The organism is Dyadobacter sp. 32 (assembly GCF_902506755.1).
Taxonomy (GTDB): domain Bacteria; phylum Bacteroidota; class Bacteroidia; order Cytophagales; family Spirosomataceae; genus Dyadobacter.
Genome location: NZ_LR735258.1, coordinates 5,402,678 through 5,422,148 on the forward strand (window position 1 = coordinate 5,402,678; position 19,471 = coordinate 5,422,148).

15 protein-coding genes are annotated in these 19,471 nt (G+C 47.0%); 10 read left to right on the top strand and 5 right to left on the bottom strand.

Going from position 1 to position 19,471, the window contains the following annotated elements:
* Window positions 1–62: 62 nt before the first annotated feature.
* Entirely contained in the window at window positions 63–3,800 is a 3,738-nt protein-coding gene (locus DYADSP32_RS22080) for a PVC-type heme-binding CxxCH protein (protein ID WP_149240729.1), read from the top strand.
* A 112-nt stretch (window positions 3,801–3,912) separates the two neighbouring features.
* Here the strand turns inward: DYADSP32_RS22080 and DYADSP32_RS22085 are convergent, their stop codons facing one another.
* Genes DYADSP32_RS22085 through DYADSP32_RS22100 form a run of 4 tightly spaced genes read right to left on the bottom strand, consistent with a single transcriptional unit; the run spans window position 3,913 to window position 7,089 of the window.
* Window positions 3,913–4,698, bottom strand: coding sequence for a class I SAM-dependent methyltransferase (locus DYADSP32_RS22085; RefSeq protein ID WP_149240728.1), 786 nt, complete (start codon window positions 4,696–4,698; stop codon window positions 3,913–3,915).
* Window positions 4,695–5,612 carry a glycosyltransferase family 2 protein gene (locus DYADSP32_RS22090; protein WP_149240727.1) on the bottom strand — a complete coding sequence of 306 codons (918 nt, stop codon included), beginning with the start codon at window positions 5,610–5,612 and terminating at the stop codon, window positions 4,695–4,697. The genes DYADSP32_RS22085 and DYADSP32_RS22090 overlap by 4 nt, the downstream gene beginning before the upstream one ends.
* Window positions 5,609–6,706, bottom strand: coding sequence for a DegT/DnrJ/EryC1/StrS family aminotransferase (locus DYADSP32_RS22095; protein ID WP_149240726.1), 1,098 nt, complete (start codon window positions 6,704–6,706; stop codon window positions 5,609–5,611). The genes DYADSP32_RS22090 and DYADSP32_RS22095 overlap by 4 nt, the downstream gene beginning before the upstream one ends.
* Window positions 6,703–7,089 carry a sugar 3,4-ketoisomerase gene (locus DYADSP32_RS22100; RefSeq protein ID WP_149240725.1) on the bottom strand — a complete coding sequence of 129 codons (387 nt, stop codon included), beginning with the start codon at window positions 7,087–7,089 and terminating at the stop codon, window positions 6,703–6,705. Before DYADSP32_RS22100 ends, DYADSP32_RS22095 begins: the two co-directional genes overlap by 4 nt.
* 413 nt (window positions 7,090–7,502) lie before the next feature.
* Here DYADSP32_RS22100 and DYADSP32_RS22105 point away from each other — a divergent pair, with 413 nt between their 5' ends.
* From DYADSP32_RS22105 to DYADSP32_RS22145, 9 genes are all read left to right on the top strand, one after another.
* On the top strand, window positions 7,503–7,868 hold the full coding sequence (locus DYADSP32_RS22105) for a PadR family transcriptional regulator (protein WP_149240724.1): 366 nt from the start codon (window positions 7,503–7,505) through the stop codon (window positions 7,866–7,868).
* 39 nt (window positions 7,869–7,907) lie between these two features.
* Entirely contained in the window at window positions 7,908–10,415 is a 2,508-nt protein-coding gene (locus DYADSP32_RS22110) for a PspC domain-containing protein (RefSeq protein WP_149240723.1), read from the top strand.
* Window positions 10,416–10,493: 78 nt separating this feature from the next.
* Complete coding sequence (locus DYADSP32_RS22115; RefSeq protein ID WP_149240722.1) at window positions 10,494–11,189, top strand: head GIN domain-containing protein; 696 nt, start codon at window positions 10,494–10,496, stop codon at window positions 11,187–11,189.
* Window positions 11,190–11,356: 167 nt separating this feature from the next.
* Complete coding sequence (locus DYADSP32_RS22120) at window positions 11,357–12,253, top strand: hypothetical protein (RefSeq protein WP_414617972.1); 897 nt, start codon at window positions 11,357–11,359, stop codon at window positions 12,251–12,253.
* Window positions 12,254–12,298: 45 nt separating this feature from the next.
* Window positions 12,299–12,817 carry an acyl-CoA thioesterase gene (locus DYADSP32_RS22125; protein ID WP_149240721.1) on the top strand — a complete coding sequence of 173 codons (519 nt, stop codon included), beginning with the start codon at window positions 12,299–12,301 and terminating at the stop codon, window positions 12,815–12,817.
* 112 nt (window positions 12,818–12,929) lie between these two features.
* Window positions 12,930–13,298 (top strand): Rid family detoxifying hydrolase, encoded by a 369-nt coding sequence (locus tag DYADSP32_RS22130; protein WP_149240720.1) that lies wholly within the window; start codon window positions 12,930–12,932, stop codon window positions 13,296–13,298.
* Between the two features lie 107 nt (window positions 13,299–13,405).
* Window positions 13,406–14,956: a glutamate--tRNA ligase gene (gene gltX, locus DYADSP32_RS22135; protein WP_149240719.1), complete on the top strand. Its 1,551-nt coding sequence runs from the start codon at window positions 13,406–13,408 to the stop codon at window positions 14,954–14,956.
* Between the two features lie 286 nt (window positions 14,957–15,242).
* Complete coding sequence (locus DYADSP32_RS22140) at window positions 15,243–15,488, top strand: hypothetical protein (protein ID WP_149240718.1); 246 nt, start codon at window positions 15,243–15,245, stop codon at window positions 15,486–15,488.
* A 54-nt stretch (window positions 15,489–15,542) separates the two neighbouring features.
* A complete protein-coding gene (locus DYADSP32_RS22145; RefSeq protein WP_149240717.1) occupies window positions 15,543–16,322 on the top strand; it encodes a TIGR00266 family protein in 780 nt (259 codons plus the stop codon).
* Window positions 16,323–16,424: 102 nt separating this feature from the next.
* Here the strand turns inward: DYADSP32_RS22145 and DYADSP32_RS22150 are convergent, their stop codons facing one another.
* A complete protein-coding gene (locus DYADSP32_RS22150; protein WP_414617973.1) occupies window positions 16,425–18,410 on the bottom strand; it encodes a T9SS type A sorting domain-containing protein in 1,986 nt (661 codons plus the stop codon).
* Window positions 18,411–19,471 lie beyond the last annotated feature (1,061 nt).

Here is a 19,471-nt window from a genome sequence, read left to right on the forward strand (position 1 = left end):
GTTTCGCTCTGGGGTGATTAAATGAGCATGTAAATAAGAGAGAACATATTTCTGATAAATAAATGAAAACCAAAATTTTTTCCTTTTTGTTTGGTGTCGTCCTGTTGGGCTGTGCCGTTCAGCAGTCTTCACAGAACGCTGCCGTCAAAAGCACATCCGGTAAAGAGGCTTCGAAGGCACGCCGTCTGGAAATCCTTTTTATGGGGGATAAGGTGGGCCATCACAAGCCTGCCGAGCGTGTTCCGCAGATCATGGCCGCTTTGGGTCCGAAAGGGTTCAATTTTACCTACACCGATGATCTGGAAGATCTGAACCCGGAAACACTTGCCAAGTACGACGCCCTGATGCTGTTTGCAAACTGGGACTCGATTGCACCGCAACAGGCTACCGCTTTGTTGGATTTTGTAGCAGGCGGTAAAGGTTTCATCCCGATTCATTGTGGATCTTATTGCTTTCGAAACAACCCCGAGGTGGTCAAACTCATAGGCGGGCAGTTCTGGAGGCACACCTGGGATACAATACAGCCGGTATGGACAAAGCCCGATCATCCTGCCCTCGCAGGTGTAAAGCCGTTCAAAACGGTGGACGAGACTTATTTGCATAAATTACTCCAGCCCGACAACATTGTATTGACCGAGCGGATCGTACAGTCCGACCAGGAAAAGGATAAGCCCGGAAGGGCCAATGAACCTTATACCTGGGTTCGTACACATGGGAAAGGGCGCGTTTTCTACACCGCCTATGGTCATGACGAACGTACCTGGTCGGTTCCGGGTTTTCATGATCTTTTGGAAAAGGGGATTTTATGGGCTGTCAACGACGATGCCAGAAAGGCGCTGGCTGCGCTGAACCCAAAGCCTTTTGAGTATCGCGAAGCGCAACTTCCCAACTACGAGCAGCGTCCGGGTGCTCAGTTGCAGCAACTGCCCCTTTCGCCTGAGGAATCAGTAAAACACATTCAGATCCCGGTGGATTTCACTCTCGATGTTTTTGCACATGAGCCGGACGTAATGCACCCCATTGCCATGACCTGGGATGAACGCGGAAGATTGTTTGTATTGATTACGAAAGATTATCCCAACGAACGGAAAGACACAGGTGGCAGCGATTATATACTGATCTGCGAGGATACGAATAAGGACGGAAAGGCAGACAAATTCACGAAGTTCTCCGACGACCTGAGTATCCCGACGGGCCTTGTTTTTGCCAATGGCGGGATCATTGTTTCGCAGGCCCCGCACATGTTGTTTCTGCAGGATACAGATGGCGACGATAAAGCGGATGTGAAGAAAATTCTTTTCAGTGGTTTCGGAACGGGCGATACACATGCGGGCCCATCCAATCTGCATTACGGCTTTGATAACTGGATTTACGGTTCCGTGGGTTATTCAGGGTTTAAAGGGAAAGTCGGTAAAAGCGATTCGCTCAATTTCGGACAGGCACTTTTTCGTTTCAAACCAGATGCATCTGATATGGAGATCGTAGCCAAAACTTCCAACAATACATGGGGATTGGGCTTCAATGAAGCAGGGGATCTTTTTGGATCCACGGCCAATAACTCGCACGGCTGGTATTCGGCCATACCCAATCGTTATTTTGGACAAAGCAAGGTGGACAATGGCAGCCGCAGCACCGATACCCATAAGGATATGCAGCCTATTACATCCAAAGTTCGTCAGGTAGACGTTTTCGGGGGATTTACCGCCGCCGCCGGACATAATTTTTATACAGCCCGTGCCTTCCCGAAAAAGTATTGGAACAGCGTAGCATTTGTTGCTGAGCCAACCGGCCATATTTTACATCAGAATGTGATGGCTAAAAAAGGTACTGATTTTGAAGATGTACTTGGGTTTAACCTGTTGGCTGGTGCTGATGAGTGGGTAGCTCCTGTTTTCGCCGAGGTAGGGCCTGACGGCGCCGTATGGGTTGCCGACTGGTATAGTTACATTATTCAGCACAACCCTACCCCAAAGGGATCTCAGAACGGGAAGGGAAATGCTTACGAAACCCCGTTGAGGGATTACACACACGGCCGTCTGTATAGGATTGCCTGGAAGAATGCGCCTGCTTATACACCGGTTTCGCTGAGCAGAGATCGGCCGGATGAGCTGGTAGCCACACTTAAAAATACCAATATGTTGTGGCGTCGCCACGCCCAGCGGTTGTTGGTTGAACGCGGCAATAAGGACGTGGTGGGTAAATTGGTTGAACTTGTTAAGGACAAATCGGTAGACGAAATCGGATTGAACACCGCCGCGATCCATGCTTTATGGACCTTGCAGGGTCTTAATGCCATCAATGAGCCGCAGGTTCTTGCTGCGGTATTGGAGGCATTGAAACATCCTTCCAATGATGTCCGTAAAACGGCTGTTCAGGTTTTGCCCAGGACGGAAGCAACGGCGCAATCACTTTTGGCGGGTGATCTGCTCCATGACAAGGATGCTTTGGTGGTGCTAAACGTGCTGCTGGCGCTTTCGGAAATTCCATACACGCCAAAAACCGAAAATGCCATCCTCACCCTGATGGATACCTACACCCAGGCCGATGACCGATGGATGCCCGATGCTTTTGCCGCTGTGTTAAACGCACAGAATGGTACTTTGATGAAAAAATATCTTGCTGAGAGATTTGCCAAAGCTTGGTCTGTGAAGCCATCCGTAGGTAAGACAGAGCAGTCTGTGGATCACGCTAAAATGAATCATGATGCTCATGGCGCTTCGAAGATATCCGTGCAGGGGACAGCGGAACTGGCTATCACCAACATCAGCATTGAGCCCGGCACGCCGTATGTACGGGAGAATGCCCGTGTGGTTATTGAGATTACCAACCTGGGAAGCGTGGCAGTGCCAAAAGACCTGGTTCCTGTCGTTACGGTTGGTGTCAGAAGCCGCTCGTTAAATACCAATTACATCAGCAGGCAGCTTTCGAATGGTATAGCACCTGGCGAAACCATTAAGCTCACAGAGGGGAATAATGGGCCTTGGAAAAGCGGCTTCAACTTTACATCAGAAGAAGCTGGTAAAGTTACAATTACGGCTACAATCGACCAGGAAAATGTGGTCCCGGAAAAGGACAACAATAAGAACAATACGTTAAGCAGATCTTTCGAGGTAAAGCGACTCGACAAATTAGCTGATTTTGCTTTGGAAAGAGCTTCCCGTGGGTACTCCTCCTACGCAAAGGGCGATGAAGTAATCAATCTGATCAGGGCAGCTCAGGTACTCGATCCGCAGGGAAGAAACGCTATATTGAAAGGGATACTGAGTGTATGGAATCCCAAGCGTAAAGAAACCCTCACAGATACGGGCAGGGGCGTCCTGGCTTCTGTAAAAAAAGACATACCGGAGGATCTGAACGGGAAATTTAACTCACTTTTGGAATCATACGGTGTAAAAGAAGAAACGCCGGCCGATCCGAATGTTCAGGTTGTGCAGATAAAAGCCGTCCGTGAAGAAATGAAATACAACGTGACCGAGTTTACCGCAATTGCTGGCAAGACGGTTGAAATCGTATTTGAAAACCCGGATGCAATGCAACATAACATTGTCGTGGGTAAACCTAAGTCAACAGCTGTAATTGGTGCTGCTGCTGACAAAATGATAACGGCAAAAGACGGAGCTGAAAAAAATTATGTGCCGAACCTGCCACAGATCGTTGCGGCTTCACCGCTCGTAAATCCGGGGCAAACTTTCCGTTTGAGGTTTGTTGTACCCGATCAGGTGGGTGATTACCCGTACATCTGCACATTTCCGGGTCACTGGCGATTGATGACGGGGGTGATGAAGGTGGTGAAGCAATGAAGTGATCCTTAGGGCATCAACATAGTGTATAAAAATCCCGAACGAAAGATTTCCTTTCGTCCGGGATTTTTGGTTTCAAACGAGTTCCTGATGTGCTGGAATCTCTGATAAATTAAGGCAGTCTTGTTTCAAACGATGGTTGCAAAATCAGGAAAAGCGAACTGCCAAACGGAGCACTTGGTATAACAGCTTCCTCAAGTGCCATGAGTCTCTGTAATATTCCATTGATGAGATTGCCCGGATAACTCACGTCAGAATCTGCTTCTGCGGTGGTAATTTTGTTTTTTCGGATCTGAAACTGCTGCCATTTACGCACGGCTAAAATGGGTAGTGAAAGCACAAATGGCCAGTACGTTGTAAACTGGACGGAGAGGCCGGCAGACTGGGCATAACGCCGAAATTGTTCCAGTTCAAATCTTCGGGAACTACCCACTGCCAGGTCATGCGTGCCCGAAAATGCTTCAAAAGCATGGATGTTGATGACAATCAGGCCACCCTCATGTAGTCGCATCCTGAATTCCCGTAATGCCGAGATTATTTCCTCATCGGTTAAAAAATAGAGCGCGTCGTTGCAGGAAATGACATCAAATTTCTCGCCTGGCCGAAACTCGCCGACCTGGCGCAGGTCACCAAAGTTCACATCGAGGTCTCTTTCCAGCGAAAAGTCAACCGCATGACGGGAATAATCAAACCCGGTCAGGTGCGTAAATCCCCTTTCACGTAAAAAAGAAAGTAATCCGCCTGTACCACAGGCGGCATCCAGAATCCGGGTTTTGGCGGTGTCCTTTGGAAAGTGCTTCTGTATGTTTTTTAGCACCTTACCATGTAGCGTTTTGTACCACCATAGTTTCTGTTCCACTTCATACATGCGCTGATATTCCAGCCTGTTATCGATCATGATTCCCGGCTGTTGTATTTAATCACATATTGAGGTTGTCCACTCTGATCCATGAAGCTTTTCCCGATGTATTCGCCAAGTACACTCAACAAGGTGCATTGAATACCACCTATAAAGATGATGGAGGCCGTTACAACCTGCCACCCCTTCGGGTCGGGGCCAATCACCCACTGGCCTGTAAGAAATAGCAATAACAGAAAACCCAGGCCGAAAAGACCCAGGCCGATGGGCATAAAAAGCCTGATCGGTAGGGCGGAATAACAGAAAAGGATATTGAGAAAGAGTGAGATCAGTTTTCGCGAGGTATAGTTGGATATGCCACTTTCTCTCTTTTCGTGTGTAACCTGTACGGTTCCAATGTTTCTTGTTAGCCGGAAGATCAGCCCGTCGATGTAGGGGTAGGGGCCCTTGTATTTAATGATTTCCTGTACTACTTCCTGTCTGATCAGTTTAAAACTGGATAAGTACAGTTCTTTAGGCTTGTTTAGCAGGTAGCTGGTAAGCCAGTTGACCAGTCTACTGCCCAGGTTCCGGTATCGGGAATGTTCCTTTTTGGTATAGTAAGTATACACCACGTCGAATCCTCCGGATTCTGCTTTATGGATCATTTTGAGGATTTCTTCCGGTGGATTTTGAAAATCATCATCGATCATTACGCAGTAATCGCCTTTTGACCAGTTCAGACCACAAATGACCGCATTAAATTCCCCAAAGTTTTTTCTTAACGATATAAAATATACGTTGTCGTACAATTTTGTGAGTTTTGTACAAATTTTTTCAGAATTATCCGAGCTGCCATCGTTGACCAACACAATCTCAAAGGTGATTTCAGATAAAGCCACCTGTAGTCTTTTGATGAGTTCCTGGATGGTGTCCTGGCTATTGTAAACGGGGATGACAACGGATAGCTTCATTTGGAATGCTCGAATGCGTTAACGGAATGAATGATGTGGGATACCGCTTCATCCTGTAATACTGGATTCAAGGGCAAACTGACTACCTGCTCATGAATAGCCTCGGTGATCGGATAACTCAGGTCATTCAGATGAGCGAATGCACGTTGTTTGTGAATGGGTAATGGGTAATGAATATTGGTTTGTACACCACATTGTTCAAGGTGGGTTGTCAGCGAATTTCTGTCCGGGTGCCTCACCACAAACAGGTGCCAGGCATCCTCGTCTATCCGGTCGGCCGGCGGAAGGGTAAGTCCTGGTAGTTTTATTTCCGCAAGATACCGTTTGGCAATACCCCGGCGTACCTGGTTATCGGCTTCGAGAAAGGGAAGCTTCACACGTAGTATGGCAGCCTGTATCTCATCAAGCCTGCTATTAACGCCTTGAAAATCATTCTTATATCGTTCTTTTGAGCCATAATTGCGGAGGTACTGAATCCTTTCTGCCAATGCTCCATCTCCTGTGGTTACTGCTCCCGCATCGCCCAGGGCACCGAGGTTTTTGGTTGGGTAAAAGCTGAATGCGGTCGCATCGGCTATGCTACCCACTTTTTGTCCTTTGAAAACAGCTCCATGCGCCTGAGCAGCATCCGTAATGACTTTCAGGTTATACTGATTCGCCAGTCGCCTGATCTCATTCATCTCGCAACTGCGGCCATAAAGGTCAACTGTTAGTATAGCTTTGGTCCTGGAAGTAATACTTTCCTCGATCCTCGCGGGATCCAGCAGCATGGTGTTGTGATCTGGTTCCACGAGCACCGGAACCAGATGCAGGTAGTTCACAGGCAGTACCGAAGCAATGTACGTATTGGCCGGAACGATAATTTCACTTCCCTCCTGGAAATCGTATGCTTTTAAAATAAGTGTTATTGCATCAAGACCGTTGGCAACGCCCACACAATATGCTGCATCACAATATTTCGCAAATGCAGTTTCAAATTCCGCAAGTTCTTTGCCAAGTATGTACCAGCCCGACCGTAATACCCGTAGCGTCGCTTCTTCGATTGCCTGTAAATACGGTTGATTGATTTGATTCAGGTCAAGAAACGGGATCATACCGACAATTTCATTTGCTCCGGATAGGGCGCGTCAATGTAATCGGCCTTATCATAATATTCATTTGACAGAACCAGGAGAATGGCATCCGGTGAAAAGGCATCCATAATATGCCAGTCTTCCGGTTCAAGAATGAGGCATTGTGATGGATCGTTCAAATAGAAAAACGCCTCTTCCTGTCCATTGTTGCTATAAACGCGGCAACTCCCATGCAGGCATATGAGGGCATTCCAGGATTTGTAATGTCTGTGACCGCCACGCTGCATTTCGGTAGTTCCATAAATATAAAATACCCTTTTAATTGTGCCGGGGATAATTTTTTCAAAGACGGTGAGATTTCCCGCATCAGAGGGGAATGTGCTTAACTGTACAAGTTGGGGCATAAAGTTCTTATCAAATTGTTAGGGATATTTATTCAGTTTTTAAGAAATTCAGCGTCTGCGTATGAATGTCTTATACCAAACGGGAAATTTATATAATTTTTAACTAATTACTCAATAATGATGCCACAGTTTTTAGTTTTTAAAAATTCAGCGCTACAGTCGCTCTAATTTGGACATAGGAATAATTTTCGTCCCAATTCTGCTTTCCTCTACGGCGTTACAGACGCCAAATGCTTTCTGACACCCTGTCCTGCTACCGGCTAACATCTCATTTTACCTTTTATCACGGTGATAAAAAAATATTTACATAGTACCTTGCATCGCAAAGTACCTGTGTATACCTTTGTTAAGTAGAAAGTGAAAATCTTGTCTATTAGCCATGAACTTATCATTTTAATCAACATGAAACCTGTATGAATATCGAAAATGCCCAAGTGCAGATGCGAAAAGGAATTCTTGAATTCTGCATTCTGCACATCATATCGCGGGGTGAAGTATACGCCTCCGATATGCTTGATGAGCTTACATCTGCCCGGATAATGGTGGTGGAAGGGACATTATATCCCTTGCTTACACGGCTCAAGAATTCAGGCTGGCTGGACTACAAGTGGGTGGAGTCCTCGTCTGGCCCTCCCCGAAAATATTATGTATTGACAGATGAGGGTAAAATTTTTCTGGATGCCATGCAGGAGACATGGTTCGAACTGGCTAACTCGGTGCAGACCATCATTCAACGCTCGGAAGAACTTAGTCAAGCACGTACGTCCGATCCTTCCTGACCCTAACTGATCATTTAAAGACATTCGATTATCATAATCATGAAAAAGACAATCAGCATAAATATAGGTGGTGTCATCTTCCACATCGAGGAAGACGGATACGAAAAGCTAAAAGGCTACCTGTCCTCCATACAAAAGTACTTTTCTTCATTTGCCGACAGCAAAGAAATATTGTCGGATATTGAAGGAAGGATAGCAGAAAGGTTTATCAACAAGCAAAAAATAGAAACCAAGCAGGTAATTTCCCTCGACGATGTGGAGGAACTCATCGCTGCCATGGGTACCGTTGCCGATTTCGAGGCCATAGAGCAGGCCGAGCATATCCTGGCAGACCCTCTGGAGTCTGCCACTGATCCTGGTTTTGTTCCGAAGGAGGAGCCCGTGTTCGAAAAGGCTGAACATCAGACAGCAGCAGCATCTACTCCACCAGCGCCACGTAAACTGCTAAGGGACTTGAAAAGAAAATTACTGGGCGGTGTTGCAGCCGGACTGGCACATTATTTCACGATCGATCCTTTGTGGGTGCGAATCGCCTTTCTGCTTGGGGTATTTAGTCTCCCTGCAGGCGCCGGCATGTTCAATGCAGAGGAAGTCTTCGGCCCTATATCGGCACTAAGTATTTTGGTTTACATAGCCATGTGGATTGCATTCCCGGGGTCTTCCACGCTGGAAGAAGATACGAAGATCAAGAAGTTTTACCGAAATCCGGACCGAAAAGTGGTGGGTGGCGTAGCTGCCGGCGTGGCTTCCTACTTCGGTGTGGACCTGGGTGTTGTGCGGTTTTTATGGGTCTTATCAATCTTTATTTTTGGCACGGGTGTCATTATCTACATTGTTCTGTGGATCATTGCCCCTGCAGCCAATACGCTTACGGAAAAGATGGAGATGCAGGGCGAGCCCATTACACTTTCCAATATTGAATCCAACATCAAGCAGAGTCTGGATCTGGAAGAGAAAGGCGGAGAAGAGCATATCGTAACCAAGATTTTACTTTTCCCTTTTCGGGCCATTGCACTCGTCATAGGCGCATTGGGCAAGTTGCTTAAAAGTCTGGGGCCTGTTGTGCGGATTTTAATTGGAATCATACTGATCGGATTTTCAGTGATGGCGCTTTTCGGAATCGTTGTGGGGGGAAGTGTAGGATTCGGCCTCAGCAATGTGTTTCCCTGGGGCGATAATCCTCCCATGATGATGTTACGGGAAGTACCATCCACGATGATATTGTCCGCGGTGCTTTTGATTTCTATTCCTTTTATTATCATACTGATTTTAGGTTTAACCCTTATTGCCAATCGCAGGATAATCAGCGGTAGTGTGTGGATGACGCTTGCAGGGCTCTGGATCGTGGGGATCATCGGATCGGCTATCACAGGGGGACTCTACCAGAAAAACTTTACAAAACGCGGAGAAATGACATTGGTGGAAAACTTTTCGATTCCATCAGGTACCCTGCTCCTTGATCAGGAAGATAATGATGACCTGGATGAATATCATTGGGACTCTAATCTGTTTTTGGAAGGATATGCCGGAGACAGTATCCGTCTGGAAAAGCAATTTTCTTCACGTGGTGCCAGCAGAGACGATGCCAGAAAAAATGCTGCTGATGTTACGTTTCGTGTGGTGCAAAAGGACTCTGCGCTGATCTTTGATGAAAACCCGGTTTTGGTCAATAAGGGTAAATTTCGAATTCAGCAACTGAACATGACCTTACAAATCCCTTTCGAACGTCCTTTTGCGATGACCCGGATTTTCTATCACGACAGACTCAATAATTGGCATAACGACGAAAAATATGATCTCCACAATCATGATTTGAAATGGGAGGAGTTGAGATGGGTGATGCGCCGCGACTCGGGGCTGATTTGCCTGAATATGCCGGCAAAGTTCCTCCATCGTGACCGGAACGACGAAAATGAATACAATCTGAACGACGATGACAGTGATGTAGACTTGGGCGAACGCGGAAACTACATCAAGCAGTTTACCGTTGGCGATTTCAAAAAGGTGGATATAGGAGGTGCTTATGCCATTCTGATTCGCCAGGGCGCCGAATTGAATGTATCAGCGGACGGCGATGAGCAGAATGTGGATGACATTAAAGTATGGGTGGAAGACGGCACGCTGCGGGTAAAACGCAACAAGGACATCAGTTTGCTGGATTTTGAAGATCAGGAGAGGGTTGGATTGATCATCACCATGCCGGTGGTTGAACAACTGAATCTGTCCGGTGCTAACAAGACCAGAGTGACTGGATTTAAAAACCTGCAAAGACTGGGTGTGGATATTTCCGGAGCTTCGAAAACAGAAATTGATGTAGAAACGGCGCAGCTTTCCGTTGAGGTGTCGGGGGCTTCCAAGCTTACGCTGAAAGGGGCGGCCAGTTCGGCAAAGGTGGATCTGTCTGGTGCCTGTAAATTGGACGCAACGCAAATCAATATTCAGGATGCGGAAGTGAATGCTTCCGGAGCATCCAAGGCGACATTTGGGAGAATTCCTCAAATCAGAAAAAGCACAAGCGGAGCAAGCAACATTGAGGTTTTGCAATAAGAAGAACAGGGCTGGATGCAACCTTTGTAACGTTTGTGACATCTTTTGTTCAAAATCAGCCGAAACTGAAAAATAATTATGCAAAGATTATTCAAATTTACGCTCATTTGCCTGGTGGTAGCGTTCACGTCATGGTCTGCCATGGCACAGCAATCCCGCACTTTTTCGGTGTCGGGTTTTAACAGACTTGCGATGGGAAGCGCATTTAAAATTGATGTGAAGCAGGGTGCCAGTTACAGCGTAACAGCCGAAGGACGAAGTGAAGATTTGTCAGATATCGAATCGTCCGTGTCGGGTGGAGAATTGAAACTTCGGTATAAAAACAATGGCTGGAACAAAAATCGTAAAACAGTTCACGTCCGGATCACCATGCCGAATCTACAGGGTGTGGATTTCTCAGGAGCCACGGAGGTTACAGTTGGCCGATTTTCTGGGGTCAAAAATATGGATATCGAGGTGTCGGGTGCTTCAAAGGTCAGTATGGAGCTAGCCGCACAGAAAGTTTCGATGGATCTTTCAGGAGCATCGTCACTTGTTTTGGTAGGTAAGTGTGACGTTTTGAACGGAGAGGTTTCAGGCGCGTCTTCTTTTAAGGGAAAGGATTTTCCGGCCCGGGAAGTGAATATTGAGGCGTCGGGTGCAAGTAGTGCGGCGGTGGTTGCAAGTGCAGCCATTCATGCAGAAGCAAGTGGTGCCAGCTCGATCCGGTATTCCGGCGATGCGAAGGACATTCATTCCAGCACATCGGGTGCCAGCTCGGTGAAACGCCAGTAGTAATTACATAAATCAACTTACATAAAGAGGAAGCCGGTATTTGTCGGCTTCCTCTTTATGTATCTACCAGGCCCCAACATTAAAATTTTAATAATATATTTACCAACTTTTCACCCTTTCTATAACTTCCTTCGTTACGAAAAACTTGGTTCCCAACTGTCTTTGTGATGAATCAGGATCTTTTGATTCATAAATATGAGGAGATGAAAATTACTTTTATGAGGCGTGTGCTGCTTTTTTTTATGGTCCTGTTTGGTGTTTTACTTTGTGCTGATCAAACCCTTGCGCAGAGATCGAAATTTGGGACAAAATACATTCCTCCGTTTGGTGTAGTTAGCGTGATGGGTGGCGTAGGCGTGGCCTATTACACGGGCGAATTAAGTGACGGAGTCAATATGAAGCATCTGGGTCTGGGGCCATCGCTTTCTTTGGGTGGGCTTTACAGGCTCACTGAAAACGTAAGCGCAAGGGCCGAGATCCGGTTTTATCAGGTGTCACAAGATCGGCAATTTTCTAAAAAATTTGAGAAGAATTTATCCTTCCGAACCCGTAACCCGGATATCTCTCTGGGCATTCAGGCAGACTTGTTCTCCTTCAACCAAAGGGCCAAAGTTAACCCGTACCTGTTTGGTGGAGTGGGTGTAACTTATCTTACGCCGAAAGCGAAGCTGGATGGTACATGGCACAGCCTTGCGCCGTTAACCACGGAAGGGGCCAGCTACAATCGTATTCCCCTGGTACTTACTGGAGGGCTTGGGGTATCTATGAGCGTGTCGGATCGGTTGGGAGTTGGGCTTGAGCTTTGTAACAATTTTTTGCAGTCGGATTACCTGGATGATGTAAGTACTTTTTATCCCAATCCCGACGCTTTGCCGAGCGACCTTGCCCGGAGATTATCTGATCGTTCGTCAGAAATAGGCCAGGAGGCACAGCAACCAGGGTGGATACGGGGGAATCCCAAAAGCAACGATGCTTATCTGTTCTTTCAACTCAGGGCTACCTACCTGATCGGCAACCGGATGCAGGCTATCGAAAGGCGAAAAACAAAATGCCCCAAGTTCTAGTAAATCTGTTGGTATATTTTTAAACCAGAAATTTGTCCATCCCACATGTTAAAGCCTAAAAACCCGCTTCACTCTGAGGTAATTATGACGGAAATGGTGCTTCCCAATGACACCAACACCCTGAACAATCTGATGGGAGGGCGCCTGCTGCACTGGATGGATATTTGTGCAGCCATATCTGCTCAAAAGCATTCCAACCGCATTGTGGTCACGGCTTCTGTGGATAATGTCTCCTTCACGGAACCCATTCGGCTGGGTAATATTGTCACCATGCATGCCAAGGTTACGAGGTCCTTCAATTCTTCGATGGAGGTATTTCTTGAAGTGTGGGCAGAGGATATCCCTGCGGGGCAGCGTATCAGCACCAACAGGGCATTTTACACCTTTGTAGCCGTGGATCAGAACGGTCGTCCCATCGAAGTGCCACCGCTGGTGGCGGAAACGGAAGAAGAAAAGGAACTGTATGTAAGCGCCCTGCGCAGGCGGCAACTTCGACTGGTATTGGCCGGTCGTCTTAAACCTTCCGAGGCAACAGAATTAAAAGCGCTGTTTGAAGTACAATAATCCGTCCCTCTTGTCCTAATTTTTGATACTTTTGCAGGATAATTCACCTGTTGCGTGAAAGCTGTGTACAGAAATTTTTGCATGCAGCCACACGCATACATCATTCAATTTCATGGCAAAAGAAATCATTTTTTCAGATAAAGCACCTGCACCGATCGGGCCTTACAGCCAGGCGGTAAAAGTAAATGGTACCCTGTATGTCTCAGGGCAGATTGCAGCCGAATTAGCCAAGTCGGGCGATATCAAGGCTGAAGCAGCAGTGGTCATGCAAAATATAGGTCACATACTCGGCGCCGCCGGACTGGGTTTTTCTCATGTAGTAAAATCGAGTATTTTTTTGAGAGACATGAATGACTTTGCCTCTGTCAATGAAATTTATGGCAGTTTTTTTAAAAATGAACCTCCAGCCCGCGAGACCGTTCAGGTTGCGCGCCTTCCCAAGGATGTAAACGTGGAAATTTCGGTTATAGCAGTAGAATAAATATGCGTTGACAATTGACTCGTGGCAACATCGTCACTGTACGCTCGGAATTTTTCGGGCAGCCAACGTTGTCAAATGTCAATGATCCATTTTCAATTTAAAAAAGAATGAATAAGTTACCCGTTCGTGTACGATTTGCACCCAGTCCAACAGGGCCGCTCCATGCGGGAGGTGTCCGTACTGCCCTGTATAACTACCTTTTTGCCCGTCAGCAAGGCGGTCAGATGCTACTTCGTATCGAGGATACAGATCAAAACAGATATGTTCCCGGCGCAGAGGCTTACATCCTGGAAGCACTGCAATGGCTTGGTATCGAAATAGATGAAGGCCCTGAGCAGGGCGGCCTGCACGCGCCATACAGGCAGTCGGAGCGGAAACCTATGTACAGGGAATATGCAGAAAGGCTGGTTCGGGAGGGGAAGGCATATTACGCATTTGACACGACCGAAGAGTTGGACGCTATGCGGAAACGTATGGAGGAGGCCAAAGTGGCGGCAGTGCAGTACAATGCCATTACCCGTCAGGAAATGACCAACTCCCTTACGCTGTCTGCTGCCGAAACGAAAGCACGTCTTGAAAATGGCGATGCGTACGTGATCAGAATGAAGATCATGCCGAAGGAGGACATCCGTTTTAACGATCTTATTCGAGGCTGGGTTGTGGTCCATTCCTCTCAGATCGATGATAAGGTACTGCTAAAGTCGGATGGAATGCCTACTTACCATCTGGCCAATATTGTAGATGATCATTTGATGGGAATTACCCATGTGATTCGCGGAGAAGAGTGGCTTCCTTCGGCTCCGTTGCACGTGTTGTTGTATCGGTATTTGGGTTGGGAAAGTACCATGCCCCAATTTGCTCATCTTCCTTTGCTGCTGAAACCCGACGGGAACGGTAAGCTTTCCAAACGGGATGCGGACCTGGGCGGTTTCCCCATTTTTCCTCTGGAATGGACGGACCCGGTTACCGGCGATAAGGCCAAAGGGTTCAGGGAGGAAGGTTATTCTGCCGATGCTACTGCCAATTTTCTTGCCTTGCTGGGCTGGAACGCGGGTACGGAGCAGGAGATTTTTAGCATGGAAGAGCTCATTAAATCCTTCAGTTTTGATCGTGTTCATAAAGCTGGGGCACGGTTTGATATCCAGAAAGCCAACTGGTTCAACCAACAATATCTCAAGCAAAGGACGGATATTTCCATTGCCAAAGAACTCGCACCTCTGTTCGTAGCACATGGGATCGATGTTCGGGATGAACAGGTATTGGAAATTGTCCATTTACTAAAGGATCGGGTTCATTTTGTAAAGGAGATTGTCGTCGAATCATTATTCCTGTTCAGCGCGCCGGAATTCTATGATCAGGAGGTCGTTGTTAAAAAGTGGAATGAGGAAGCCGTGTCGGCAATTTCTGGTTTCCGAGATGCTCTGGCAGGATATGAGGGGAATTTCGTTGCGGAGGACATTAAACATTTGCTGTCGTCCACGATGGAGTCGCTGGGTGTGAAAATGGGGAAAATTATGCAAGCCCTGCGATTGGCCATCACCGGAGCCGCCGCTGGACCGGATCTGATGGTGATCATGCAGATATTAGGTAAAACGGAGTCCGTTCAGCGACTTGACAATGCCCTGAACCGCTTACCAGCTCAAATTCGCCTGGCGTAGTCATAAAATGACCGTTTGATCAAATTGAGTTGTCAATGCAGGAATGCTCTGTTATTTTCGTTTTAGGGATGTTTTCGCCGTGCTGTCACGAAATGGTTATGTAGTGAAACAGATACCTGGTCTGGGTACCAATCCACCTAATGGAGAAAAAAGATTGGTACATTAGCTGGTCTGGGATTTGATGTAAAAGTGCGTGTTGTTTCTTGAATTTTAATAAAATACATTTTTCACAGGTTGGATTGCTAAAGGCTTATCGCCGAAAGCGGATGGCCGAAAGCTCCTGATTATGGCTAAGAAAAAACAAAACGATTCGTCGAAACCTGTGAATGAAAAACCAAGAGTTCACAAGGACCTGGAAGGATTTGACATTAAAATCAATTCCTTTGGGGAAATTACGACCAGTTTTGACATGGATCGCATTAACGCATTCCTGAATAAAAACGTGGATGACAAAAAGCTCCGTGACCGGGATGATATCACGGGACGGAAACTGCCGAAAGCGAAGAAAAAATCAGAGGACGAAGAGGAATGATTCCCACGCCCTTTGGCCCTAACCCCAAGCAAAATCTAAATTCCAAACATAACAATGATCTCACACGAAATTGACTACAAAATTATTGGTGATGACATCCAGATTGTGGAGATAGAACTGGATCCGAACGAAACAGTGATTGCAGAAGCCGGTGCAATGCTTTTCATGGAGGACGGAATTCAGTTTGAGACCAAAATGGGAGATGGGTCTGAGGCCAATCAAAGTATCATGGGAAAGATATTCCAGGCGGGAACCCGGGTTCTCACGGGTGAATCCCTCTTCATGACCCATTTCACCAATCGGGGCGTGGGGAAAAGGAAGGTGGCTTTTTCTGCTCCTTATCCGGGTACCGTGATGCCTATTGATCTTTCAAAAATATATGGCAATGAGCTGATCGTTCAGAAGGACGGTTTTCTTTGTGCAGCTTTGGGGACCAGTATGAAAATTCATTTCAACCAACGCTTCGGATCGGGCTTGTTTGGCGGAGAAGGATTCATATTACAAAAATTGAAAGGGGATGGAATGGCGTTTGTTCATGCCGGGGGTGTGGTGATCGAACGTCAGCTCAACAACGAGACGCTCCGTATTGATACGGGTTGTGTGGTTGCCTTTGAGCAATCTTTAAGTTTCGATATTCAACGTTCAGGTAGCCTTAAATCCATGGTATTTGGTGGGGAAGGTATGTTCCTGGCCACCCTTCGCGGATCAGGCCGCGTGTGGATTCAATCCATGCCCATTTCCAAATTGATCCAGAGATTGTCAATCGGTGGCGGAAACGCAGGAAAGGAAAGCGGATCGGTGATCGGCAAACTGGGTAATCTATTTGAAGGTTAAGAACCGCTCAAAGTCATTGAGGTAGGAGGCCAGCATACGGAGGGTATGCCGTTGGTTTTCTACCTCTTTTTGTGCCTAACCCTATACACGGTCGCCGGTAAATTACCTGAATAAAATCCGTTGCGAGGTTATACCGGTCTCTGTTTTAATCTTAAGAATATAAATCCCCGCAGAGACTGAATAAACCGGCTTAACCATCACAAGCCCGATGATTTCATTGACGTCGGTCACCACAGTGTGTTCCCGGCCTGTCACATCAAAGAGCGTACAGGAGAAAGCCTGATCCTGAATTTCCGGCTTGATGAAAAAGTGCTGGTCGGGCGTTGGGTTGGGAAATACTGTGAAACTGGGCGGAGCATCCTCTCTGAAAATAACCAGGCCCCCCGAGTACTTTACCGACCCGTCCGCATAATCCATCCGGATCCTGTAGTACATCGTTCCCTGATCCGGATCGGAATCCACATAGGCATACACACCCGATTGTTCCTGGTTTCCTGTTGCCGGAAACTGCTTCACATCACGATAGGAGAAATAATCGGGGCTTTTTTGCAGCGTAATGGTGGCTACACCGGGATTGGCACTCATCATCCACGAGAATTCGATTTTGTTATCAACCTTTTTTTGCTTCATTGCCCGGATATAGCCGATGGCGTTATATTTCCGATGAATGTCGATTAGCTCGGATACGTTCCCTACCAGAATGGGTTTTGTAGCCACGATCCTGATCCGGTAGAAACCGTTCAAGACCCCCGATGGTATGGAAATGGTCAATGGGCTACTGGTCCCGGTACCAACCACCACCACAAACCTACCATTTTCCGTCAATAGTTCGGCGCGTACCGGCGAGGGTGTAGCGCTGCTGTCGGTATTTACAAACGGAAGGGTAAATGCAGCACCCGGAAAAGCAGATGCCGGCACCACGCCGGTATGTATAAAAGATTTGGGCTGAATGGGTGCTACGGTTTTGAAGAAGGAGTCGGGCAGGGTTCTGTTCCATGCTTTCGCAGCTAGCGTTAATCCCTGGATACCTCCGTTTACATTTTCGAAATGGCCATGATTCGGGCGCGGAACCTGGATGGAGTCGGTATCGGGACCTAACCAGGTGTTGAAACCTTTCAAAGTGCCGAGGGCGGTTTGTGCCTGGATCACTGCCGGGTAGGGCTTGTTTTCGTTCCGGGTCACAGTCGATAGCCCGATGACCCAGGGTACATTAAATCCAAAATCCTCCCGCACGCGTTGGATCAGGTATTGAATATTAGTAAAGTAGCTCGCCTGATCAATTTTAACATGATAGGCGTCATTTTCACCGTGAGACCAGAGAACGGCACGAATGCCAAGGGAAGAATTGAAGAAACGCAGCGTATTGGGGATGTTGCTGTAAGGCTGGCGAAAGGGCCAGTTTTTACCAACATAATTGTTAAAGGTGTCTTTACCCGAGGCGGCCTCCCGGTAGTTGATCGAACTGGCAGCGGCCCATCCGGCATTGAGAAACAGTACCGGTGTGCCAAATCTTTTGTACAGCATATCACCCAGTTCCCCCCATAGCCAGGATGTTTCCCCGGCAGGATAAGCAAAGTTCTGGCTGTTAAACTGGCTGAATGTGGGCGAGCGCATCGGTTCATCATGCGCCACAGTGATGTTATCATCGTTGAGATATTTGTTCACCGTGTCGAACGAAACGACATTCGGGGAAGCGCTCACCGCTCCCATATCCGGCACGCCCATGGCATTGGAGTTGCCCGCAACAAGGAAAACTTCTCCGACACCCACCTTACTTACGGAGGCAGTATCCTGCCGGCCATCGGATCGCCATGCCGTGAGATGCAGACGGTACCACCCCGATTTTGTTTTAACCTGCGAATGAAAAAAACCTTGGGATAACTGTTCGTCGGAGACTGTTTGGGTAATGTTGGTTGCCATTGTACCGGACACGGCTTCAAGCGAGATTTCCATCTTCGCGTACGGAAGATGCATGTATCCGGTAACGGCGATTGTAGCGGAATCCCTCTGGCTGCGTTGTACCACCTGATTATTTCCGGGGCTGGTAATCACAAGCTGAGCAACTAAAGCCTGGGAAATAAAAATCATGCAAAGGCATGCCGTCGTTAACGCTACATATTTCGGTATTCGAAGTTTATTGTGAAAATAGTCTCTCATCATTCGTCTCAGCCACGTCCTGTTGTTGAAGTTAAATTTAGTAAGGATTTAAGCAGAGCGCAAAATTTATGGTCATCCATGTGGCTTAGCATGCTTTAATTATCGTACCAGCGTAAGTGGTAGGGGAGCCTGGATGTCGGAAAATAGACGAGGTTTTTGCTGAAATTTTCCCGGCGGAACGGATGGATGGCTTTTTGCAGGGTTGCATATGAGGGGCTCGCTTCATTGTTTAAAATGTTCTAAGCATGATGTAAAGTTCTGGCGCACCGCCATTGTGAAATGAAAGGTCAGATGCTCTTCTGCCCGAAACCAAGCTACAAACATAAGTAAGCAAATGTCCTTTGGAAATAGCGTTAACACTAAGGAGGCTTATCTATTGAGTGCTTCGCATACACGGATTTCGACCAAGAGAGCAAAACGGGTATTGAGGTGCTTCGGAAGCAGATTAGTGAGGCTTAGCAGTGATTTTGAGATTTCACACTTCTTATTCGCCTGTTGTTTCAAGGGGTTAAGACAGGATTTCAGGATTAACAGGATCCTACCTGATCCACTTCCCTTCACCAACTTTTACCTGGGGGCAAAATTGTATACTTTAGGGTTCATTTTTTTATAACACAGTTTCTGTATGATGAAAACAATGTATTAGGGTGTGACCCTGGATGTTTTATAAGGGTGAAGCAGTGATTTTGAGTTTCTTGAGCGGGCACTAAGGAGCGAAGAATTGGCTTTGATCGCTTGACAGTTCAAGTTTAGGGCGGGTCCTTTAAGACCGTCATAGACGGTATTGTATCTGCGTTCGAAGTTTGGGAAGAAACTCTGAACAACGGGGTTAAATGAGCACATCAATGACCTAATCAGGCAGTATATCCCAAAAACCTGTCCGATTAGTATTGTTAAAAAACGGACGTAATCGCACCGTCGACACGGCTGGATTGAAGATCAATTAAATCAAAGACCTCGAAAAACACTAGGTTATTTATCCCCAAGTCAAT